Here is a 9,179-nt window from a genome sequence, read left to right on the forward strand (position 1 = left end):
ACGCGGGGAGGTGGGGGGCGTACGGGGTGTGGGAGCTCGCCGCTCGGGCGTCGGCGGCCGCTCGGGAGGCGTCGGCCTGCGAGGAGTGCTGGTTGCTGACGATCACCAGCAGGAGTGCCACGCCGGCGGCGAGGGCTCCGACCGCCTTGCCGAGCTTGGCCGCAGCGGAGGTGGGCGGTTTCGGTGTCCCGGTGGCGCCGGGCGGCCTGGGTGTCCCGGTGGGGGTGGCGGGCGGTCGACCGGTGCCGGGGCCGCCGGTGGGCCGCCTCGGCTGCCGGGGAGCCCTCGGTGTGGTGCTGGTGGACGCGCCGACCGCGACCGAGGCGAGCCGTTCGGCCCACACGTCGGGGGTGGGCCGTCGCGCCGGGTCGGGGTCGAGCGAGGCGCGGGCCAGGTCGCCGAGCGCGGGGCTGATCGCGCCGAGGGCGGTGGGCTCGGTGGTGGTCTGGTCGCGGGCGAAGATCCGGACGGCGAGCAGGGCGAGTTTGTGGACGTCGCTCGCCCGGGTGGCCCGCTCCTCACCTGCGGGGACCTGCCAGTCGGGGGTCTCGGCCTGCGGCAGTGCGCTCGCACCGTGCAGGCGCATGGCGTCGCAGTCGATCAGGAAGCACCCGGGGTCGGGTGCCAGGCTGAACAGCAGGTTCTTCGGGGAGACGTCGCCGACGGTGACGCCGAGCCGGTGCAGGCGGTCCATGGTGGCCGCCAGGTCGGCGAGCAGGAGCAGCCGGTGCCGGTCGCTGACCGCCAGTCCGATCCCGGCGACGTAGGCGTCGTCGTTGAGGAGGTACTCCATGGTGGCCAGCCGCCGCGACCCGGTCTTCGCGCCGGTCAGGGTCCGGAGCATGAAGTGGTAGCGGTCGGGTACGGCGCGCATCAGGAACCCGCAGGTCTGTCCCTGGCGCCGGACCACGGCGGCCGGCCATGCGGTCTTCTCGCAGAGCCAGCGTCCCTGTGCGGCGGTGAGCCTGCCGAGCAGGGCCGCGGCGTTCTCGAGCGCGGCCGCGTCGAGCCGGGGCAGGACGGCGGGGCTGTACTCCTTGTAGACGATCTCCCAGCCGCCGTCGGCGGCGCCCTCGTTGATGCGCTTGTTGAGCACCTGGTGGACGGAGCCCTGGCCGCCCTGCCCGAGTTGGTGCCCCAGGGCCAGGGCGGCGACGTCGACCGGGGCCGCGGGGTCGGTGCTCACCGCGGCCGCGCCTCGTTCCGGGGCCACAGGGCCAGCAGGGTGCGGTCGTCGTCGAAGGTCTCCCGGGTGAAGTCCAGGACGTGCCCGAGCCACAGCGGCGGCGGTGGCGTGCCGAGGTGCCGGGCGAAGTGCGCGCCGACCCGGCCGTCGCCCTCGCCGAGCGGGTCGCCGAAGCCGTCCGTGCCGACCAGCAGCGTCCAGGGTGCCTCCAGCCGTCCGGTGGCCGTCTCGAGCCGGTCGGGGATCAGGGGCAGCGGGGACACCTCGTTGGTGACCAGCAGGGCGTCCGTTCCGGTCTTCGAGCCGAACAGCGGCCGGTAGCGGCCTTCGGCCCGGTCGAGGATCCAGGCTCCGGAGTCGCCGATCCGGAAGAGCTCGATGCCCAGGCCCTGGGCGGTGGGGCGGACCGCGCCGGCGACCAGGGTGGTGGCGTACAGGCGGGCCACCTCGGCGGGGCCCGGCTCGGTGATGCCCAGCCGCCACTGGGCGAGCTGCCGCAGCCGTTCGGCGGCGTGCGCGGCGACGTCGGCGGGGTCGAGCGGCCCGGATGTCCGGTCGAGCAGGTGCAGGATCCGCTCGACGGCGGCCCGGCAGGCCTCGACGGCGCCCTGGTGCGACTCGGAGGCGCTGGAGACGCCGTCGGCGACGGCGAACACGATGCTGTCGGTGGCTTCGTGCACGGCCGCCCGGGCCGCGTCCTGGCGCGGCTGGCGGTAGTAGCGGTGCTTGGCGCCGCGTACCGAGGCGAACCGCAGGGTGAGGGCGTCGGTGGACCAGCCCTCGCACTCGCTGTCGGGGAAGTCGAAGGCGTACTGGCTGGGCGGGCGGGCCTCGAACTCCATGCCGGCGACGCCCACCGTGATCCGCTGCCACGGCGCCGGACCCGGCTCGGACGGCGCGCGCGGCGGCGCAGAGGGGGGCGGTGGCGGTGTGAGCGGCCCGAGCGGGTGGCCGGGTGCGGGTTCCGGGTGGGCCGGGTTCTCCCGGCGGCCCGGTGTCACAGGCCGACCTCGTCGATGGCCATGGTGAACTGGTCCGGGCGGTTCACGACCAGCTGCGGGTTGGACGAGTTCAGGGCGTGCCCCGAGGCCACCAGGCTCGCGGTGAGGGAGTGGAAGAACTCCGAGATCGCCCGGCCGACGTCCGCACCGGACTTGGCGATGAAGGCGAACTCGGGCCGGGTGGCGACCTCGACCATGGTCTGTGCCTGCGCGTCGCCGATCCCGCAGGCGATGATGTTCGGGGCGGCGGGGGTCCGGCCCCGGTCGGTCAGGGCGGCGTGCGGCCCGTGCCAGGCGCTTCCGTCGGTGGGCAGGCCGTCGCTGAGGAAGAACACCACCGGGCGGTGCACCTTGTAGCCCTCGCCGCGGAGCCACTGCACGTCCGAGGGGATCCGCTGCAGCAGGTCGTCGAAGACGGCCCGGTAGTTGGTCATCCCGCGGATCTCCAGCCGGGGCACGGTGGTCTCGGTGCGCATGTCGGCCACGGCGAGCCGGACCTGGACATCGTCGGAGAAGCCCAGCACCGCCAGCCGGAGCTTGGCCGCGATCATCGGCTCCGCACGCAGCCCCTCGCACAGGGACGCCACGCCGCCCCCCAGTTCGCTCTGGTACGGGGCCATCGAGCCCGACTCGTCGGCCACCACGTAGGCCGGCAGCAGGACGCCCTTCGTCTCCGCCATCAGAAATCCGCCTCCTTCACTTCCACGCACGGATGTCGCGGGCGTGTCCGCCGGGGCCGCAGGCAGGTCCGCCGGGGCCGCCGGACCGGTGGCCCGCACCGCTGATGCTGGCGTCCGGGCGGAGAAGTGCACAGGTCAAAGCACTGGTCATGGATGACCAGTTGTCAGGGTAGGCTCAACGCCTGTTCCGGATCGTGGGGAGAAGGGCCGGGCCGTGGCGGAGACGCTCGGGGGGTTGGTGCGCCGTCTGCGCAAGCAGGCCGGCATGACGCAGTTCCAGCTGGCGGAGCTGGCGCAGCTGGGTGAACGGACGATCGGCAGGATCGAGAACGACAAGCCCTTCGACCACCGGCTCGGGACCGTCGCACGGCTGGCGGACGCGCTGGATGCAGGTCCCGAGGACCGCCGGCGGCTGACGGCGGCGGTCGGCGGCGCCGAGGAGGTACCGGCGCAGGAGCCGCCCGGTCCCAGGTCCGCACCGGCGCGGGCGCACGGCCCGCTCGCCGACGCCGCCGACGAGTTGGCCAGGGAGAGCAAGCGGCGCTGGCGGCGCGAGGAGGCCCAGCACCGGGTGCACCACCCGTTCGCGCTGCCGGTGCGGTGGCGGCAGGTCCCCGCGGGCGTGTCCGACCGGTCGGAGAACACCCAGCGCCTGGCCCCGGGTGACACCTCGTCCGAGGTGGACCTGAGCGGCGACCTGCGCCGCGTGGCCGAGGTCTACCGGCGGATCCCGTCCGGGCGGCTGGTGGTCCTGGGCCGCGCCGGCTCGGGCAAGTCGATCCTGGCGATCCGGTTCGCGCTGGACCTGCTGGACGCCCGGGCACGGTCCGAGCGGGTGCCGGTGATCTTCAGCCTCGGCTCCTGGGACCCGACCGCCGTCGCCCTGCGCGACTGGCTGATCGCCCGGCTGCTGCGCGACTACCCGCATCTGGCCCGCCGGGTCCCGAGCGGGAAGTCGCTCGCCGCGGACCTCCTCGACGACGATCTCATCCTGCCGGTCCTCGACGGATTCGACGAGCTCGCGGAAGGCTTACGCGGCGAGGCCCTCGACGCGCTCAACCTCTCCCCGCTGCCGCTCGTCCTGACCAGCCGTCACGGCGAGTTCACCGAGGCGGTCCGCTCGGAACACGCACCGCTCGCCTCGGCCGTCGTCCTCGAGCTGCGCGACCTGACCCTCGAGGACCTGCGCAACTACCTGCCCCGGACCGATCCCGCGTTCCCGGACCTTCCCGGTCCCGAAGAGCCCGGCGCGACCTGGGACACCGTCCTGGACGAGGCGCGGCTCTCGCAGAGCGCGGGGGGCGCAAACCTCGCCGCCGCCCTGAGCACCCCGCTGATGATCGCCCTCGCCCGGACGATGTACAGCGACACCCCCGACCGCCGGCCGGACGAACTGCTGGACACCACCCGGTTCCCCGACCCGCACGCCATCGAGGAGCACCTCCTCGCGGGCTTCGTCCCCGCCGTCTACCGGCGCCGCGCCCCCGAACGGCTCGACAACGGCCGTCCCCACCGTGCGCAGTGGGACCCGGAGCGCGCCCAGCGATGGCTCGGCTACCTCGCCCATCACCTGGTCCGGCTCGACCGCGAGCGGCAGGACCTCGCCTGGTGGGAACTGGGCACCAGCATGCGCCGTTCCTCGCGCACGCTCATCGTCGGATTCCTGGCGGGACTGGCCTTCGGCGTCACGACCGCCGTCGGGAACCTGCCGGTGGACCTGGTCGCGACCTCGCACGGGCTGAGGTTCGCGATCGTGCGCGGGCTGGTGGTCGGCGTCCTGCACGGGCTCGCGGCCGGACTGCTCTTCGGGCTCGTGTACTGGTACGCCTCCGAACGCGAGGCCTTCAAACCGTCCCCCGTACGGATCAAGCTCTCGGGCGGGACCAGGCAGACCCGAGGGAACGCCCGCGCCAGGTTCATGGTCGGGGTGGGGTGCGGGCTGGCCGCCATGGCCATGCTTGTCCTCATCGACGAGGGGGTCGTCGCACCGCTCGGGCTCGGGGACGGCCAGCGCGGCGACGGGCTCCTGACCGGGCTCGTGTTCATCCCCGCGATCGCGCTCGCGACCGGGCTGGTGTTCGCCCTGATCGCCGTGCTCGAAGCTCCCGTCAGAACCGAATCCGTCGTCAGCCCGGCCGGCCTGCTGGACATGGACCGCCGCAATGTGGCCTTCCACCTCGTCACCTGGGCACTCGTGATCGGGCTCCTGGTCGGGCTGCTCAACGGGATCGTGTACGGGCCCGTCCGCGGACTCGAGGTCGGCACCGTGTTCGGGCTCGAAGCCGCCTTCGGCGCCGGGCTCGGGTACGGGCTCAGCCTGACCGCCTGGGGTCAGTGGGTGGCCCTTGCCCGCATCTGGCTCCCGCTGACCGGGCGGCTGCCCTGGGCCCTGATCGCCTTCCTGGACGACGCCCACCAACGAGGTGTACTCCGCCAGGTCGGCGCGGTCTACCAGTTCCGCCACGCCCGGATCCAGAGCCACCTGAGCCGGGCATTCCAGGAGCGTCACGAGCCCCGCCGGCCGGGGCCGTCGGCCGGCGGTGACCCGGCCCGGGCCACCTGACGGGAAGCCGTGCAGATGTGCAGTGGAGGGTGATGGTGATGGTGAGGGTGAGGGGGAGCATGAGTGCCAAGTACGGTGCGCGAAGCACCTGGATGAGGGCCGTCGTCGCGGTGGCGACGGTCTGGGGAGCGGCGAGCGCGATGGTGGGCGTCCCCGGGGCCGGAACGGCGGCCGCGCAGCCGGCCTCTCCGGCGCTGCGGTACACCTGCACCTTCCCGACGATCGGCGCCCAGCCCATCACCGCGCGGATCTCCACGGACATCCCCAGGTCGCTCGCGGTCGGCGAGGCCAGCCCGCCGTTCGCGATCAACGCGGCGGCCACGGTGGACGCGTCCTTCACCTTCGGGCTCCGCTACATCCTCGGGGTGAGGATCATCGAGGGCTCGCTGGACGCGCAGACCACCGTCGGCGCGCCCCAGGGCGGGATCGGCGTCCCCGTGCGCCTCACCATCACCAAGGCGAACGTCCCGGCGTCCGGTTCCTTCGACATCCCGGCGACCGGCACCGCACCGACACTCACCTTCACCCAACCGGGCAGCGCGAAGGTCACCGCGGGCAACTTCACCCTGCACCTCGTACCGGAGGACGAGAACGGCAAGGTCACCGACCCGGGCAGGACCGACGTGCCGTGCACGCTGAACTCCGGGCAGGACAACGTCGTGGCGACGGTCGACATCACGGCGCCGAGGACGACGACCGGCCCGGCCGCCCCGGGAACGCCCGGCATACCCGGCATACCCGGCACACCCGGCAGGCCGACAGCAGCCCCGGTGACCGCCACACCCACCGGCCCGACCGGTTCACCCCTGTCCGATCCGTCCGACGCCTCCGGCACCGCGACCGCCACACAGAGCCCCACCGGCTCCGCCGGCCCACCCGCCTCCGACGGCTCCGCCGGCGCGACCGCCGTGCCCACCGGTACTGCGGCACCGGACCCGACGAGGTCCACGGTCAACGCTGCGGCGCCGACCGGCGCCACGACCGGCGGGCCGGGCACCGGCCGCGTGCTCCTCCTCCTGGCGGGCATCCTCGCCGCAGCCACGGCAATAGCCGCAGCCGTCTTCCGCTTCGGACCGCGACTGAAGCGCCGACGCGGGTCCGAGCACCGCCACTGAGCCGCCCCGGGCACCGGGCCCCGTCCGCCCGTCCGCCGGTCAGCGGGTGAGGGCTCGGCGCAGCCGAGCCGGGTCGGCCTCGGCCGCGGCCGCCCTCCCGTCCAGCTCCCAGCCCTTCCCGTACGCCGCCGCGAAGGCTTCCTCGCCCAGGGCGGCACGCGCTCGTCGGGTGAGCTCGCCGACCTGCCGGTCGGTGCGGTCGTGGGCGCCGCGCAGCCGGGAGGCGGCGCCGAGCAGGACGGCCGACTCGTGGTGCCGTCCGTGCGTCTCGGCGAGTGCGGCGGCGTTCACGGCCACCAGCGACAGGATGGGCAGGTCCCGGGTCTGCAGCGCCGCCGCGTACGCGTTCGCCAGTGCCGTCTCGGCGGCGGCCGGGTCGCCGGTCTCCAGGTGCAGCGACGCCCGGGCGTTGGAGAGCAGCGTCCGGGTGTGGTCGCCGGGGAACGGGGAGTCGCCGTCCAGGTTCCGTTCGGCTCCGTCGAGCAATTCCCGTGCCCGGTCGAGGTCGCCGAGCCGCACCCGGAAGACGGCCTCCCACGCGTCGACCAGGACCTGCATCTGCGGCGAGTTGGCGCGCAGGGCCCGCTCGCGGGCCGTGTGGATCGTCGTGGTCACCAGGTCGGTGTCGCCGCGCCGCAGGTGGAGGTCGATCCAGCGCAGGTCGTCGAACACCTCGTCGCCGAGGTTGAGCGGGCCGAACTCCGCTGCCAGCGACCGGGCTTCGCGCAGGTCGGCGAGCGCGCCGTCGAGGTCGTCGTCGTACTGCCGCAGTTGGGCGCGCATCGGCAGCACGTTGGCCTGGCCCCAGCGGTCGCCGGTCTGCCGGAAACAGGCGAGGGCCGATGCCACGTCGGTGCGCGTCCGGTCGAGGTCGCCCGCGTTCTCGGCGAACCGGGCCCGGTACATGCGGGCCAGCCCGGACAGCCACACGTCCTCGCCGTCGGCCAGGCGCTCGATGATCGCGGGCGTGCTCTCCGCCTCCTGCCGGAACGTGGGTGGGAAGGCGGCGAGCGCGCCGTACGGGCCGGGCAGTTCCGGGGACGCGAGCAGCCGGTCGGTCAGCTCCCGGATCGCGGCGTGGTCGGCCGCGGTCCCCTCGGCGGTCGTCCCTGACCGGAGGTGGGCCCGGTTGAGCAGGTGGATCACGCGGGCGCAGTCGCGGTCGGGTGCCGGGCCGCCGCCGGGTACCGCCAGTGCCTCGCCCAGCCAGTAGGCCGCGTCGGTGTGTCGGCCGCACATCTGCCAGTACCAGGTCAGGTTCAGGGTGAGGGCGAGCGCGCCGGGTGCGTCGCCGGTGTCGCAGCGGCGGCGCAGGGCGGCGAGCGTGTTGTCGTACTCGGCGCTCACGACTCTTACCGCTGCGAGCTGGCCGGGCCCGCGCAGTTGCGGGTCGTGGCGGGCCATCAGCTCGGCGAAGTGGCCGGCGGCCAGGTCGCGGACGGTGCCGAGGTCGCCCGTGTCGGCCAGGCGGTCGGTGCCGTACTCGCGCAGTGTCTCCAGCATGCGGTAGCGGCCGGGGTCGGGGGCGAGCTGCAGCAGGGACCGGTCGACCAGGGCCGCGAGCAGGTCGGGGACATCGGCAGCCGGCACGGCGGTGCCGGCGCAGAGCGCGGTGGCCGTGGCCGGTGTGACGCCGCCGGGAAGGACCGAGATGCGTTCGGCGACCGTGCGTTCCTGTTCGCCGAGCAGGTCCCAGCTCCAGGCGATGACCGCGCGCAGCGTGCGGTGGCGGGGCAGCGCGGTCCGGCTGCCGGTGGTGAGCAACCCGAACCGGTCGGACAGTCCGTCGGCGAGTTCCGGCAGCGACAGGGTCCGCAGCCGGGCCGCGGCCAGTTCGAGGGCGAGCGGCATCCCGTCCAGGCCGCGGACCACCTGCCGGATCGCGGGCAGTGTGGTCTCGTCCACGTCGAAGCCGGGGCGGACGGCCGCGGCCCGTTCGGTGAACAGGCGTACCGACGCCGCCTGCCGGGCCTGTTCGACGCCGTCGTCCGGCCCGGGCAGGGTGAGCGGGCCGAGGGGCACCAGCGCCTCGCCGTCGACTGCCAGGGGCTCGCGGCTGGTGGCGAGCACCCGCAGTCCGGGGCAGCGGGACAGCAGGGCGGTGACCAGGTGGGCGACGGCGTCGATCAGGTGCTCGCAGTTGTCGACGAGCAGCAGGGTCTCCCGGCCGCGGAGCCGGTCGACGAGGACGTCCAGCTCGTCGCCCCCGGTTCGGGTCCGGGTGTCGAACACGGCGCCGGCGCGCGGCGCGGTCGCGGCGAGCAGGGCCGAGCCGACCTTGGCCGGTTCGGTGACCGGGGCGAGGTCGATCATCCAGGCGCCGTCGCGGTACTCGTGGCGGTGGCGGCGGGCGGCCTCGACGGCGAGCCGGGTCTTGCCGGCGCCGCCGGGGCCGAGCACGGTGACCAGGCGCCCGGTGGTGAGCCGGGTGGCGATCCGGGCGAGGTCCTCGTCGCGGCCGATGAGGCTGGTAAGCGGTGCGGGCAGGCTGTCCGGCCCGGTCGGCGCGGCGTCGGTGGGCGGGGCGGACCGCGCGGGGTCGGCGGGCCGAGCGGGCGGCTCGGCGTGCAGCAGGCGCCGGTGGCGTTCGCGCAGGGCGGCGCCCGGGTCGGTGCCGAGGGCGTCGGCCAGGGC

Annotated in this window: 6 protein-coding genes; 2 read left to right on the plus strand and 4 right to left on the minus strand. The window is 74.6% G+C overall.

Features of this window, described 5'->3' with window-relative positions; genetic code table 11:
* The 3 genes from AA75_RS29795 to AA75_RS29805 all read right to left on the minus strand — a co-directional run.
* A partial coding sequence (locus AA75_RS29795; protein WP_149038450.1) for a hypothetical protein occupies window positions 1-1,186 on the minus strand: 1,186 nt, incomplete at its 3' end.
* Complete coding sequence (locus AA75_RS29800) at window positions 1,183-2,028, minus strand: protein phosphatase 2C domain-containing protein (RefSeq protein ID WP_149038451.1); 846 nt, start codon at window positions 2,026-2,028, stop codon at window positions 1,183-1,185. The genes AA75_RS29795 and AA75_RS29800, both read right to left, overlap by 4 nt.
* 155 nt (window positions 2,029-2,183) lie before the next feature.
* Window positions 2,184-2,867 (minus strand): VWA domain-containing protein, encoded by a 684-nt coding sequence (locus AA75_RS29805; RefSeq protein WP_033823407.1) that lies wholly within the window; start codon window positions 2,865-2,867, stop codon window positions 2,184-2,186.
* Window positions 2,868-3,105: 238 nt separating this feature from the next.
* On the opposite strand from AA75_RS29805, the gene AA75_RS29810 reads away from it, so the two are divergent.
* Together AA75_RS29810 and AA75_RS49930 are read left to right on the plus strand one after the other, a co-directional pair.
* On the plus strand, window positions 3,106-5,430 hold the full coding sequence (locus AA75_RS29810; protein WP_255369531.1) for a helix-turn-helix transcriptional regulator: 2,325 nt from the start codon (window positions 3,106-3,108) through the stop codon (window positions 5,428-5,430).
* A 59-nt stretch (window positions 5,431-5,489) separates the two neighbouring features.
* Window positions 5,490-6,545, plus strand: coding sequence for a DUF6801 domain-containing protein (locus tag AA75_RS49930; protein ID WP_158515582.1), 1,056 nt, complete (start codon window positions 5,490-5,492; stop codon window positions 6,543-6,545).
* Window positions 6,546-6,584: 39 nt separating this feature from the next.
* Here AA75_RS49930 and AA75_RS29820 read toward each other — a convergent pair.
* Window positions 6,585-9,179: SARP family transcriptional regulator (locus AA75_RS29820; protein ID WP_033823409.1), on the minus strand; the 2,595-nt coding region annotated here is incomplete at its 5' end.

The sequence above is a fragment of the Kitasatospora sp. MBT63 genome (assembly GCF_000710465.2).
Classification (GTDB): Bacteria; Actinomycetota; Actinomycetes; order Streptomycetales; family Streptomycetaceae; genus Kitasatospora.

Coding starts and splice junctions, on each gene's coding strand:
- AA75_RS29800 (WP_149038451.1), bottom strand. CDS start 2,028: ATGGAGTTCGAGGCCCGCCCGCCCAGCCAGTACGCCTTCGACTTCCCC.
- AA75_RS49930 (WP_158515582.1), top strand. CDS start 5,490: ATGAGTGCCAAGTACGGTGCGCGAAGCACCTGGATGAGGGCCGTCGTC.
- AA75_RS29805 (WP_033823407.1), bottom strand. CDS start 2,867: ATGGCGGAGACGAAGGGCGTCCTGCTGCCGGCCTACGTGGTGGCCGAC.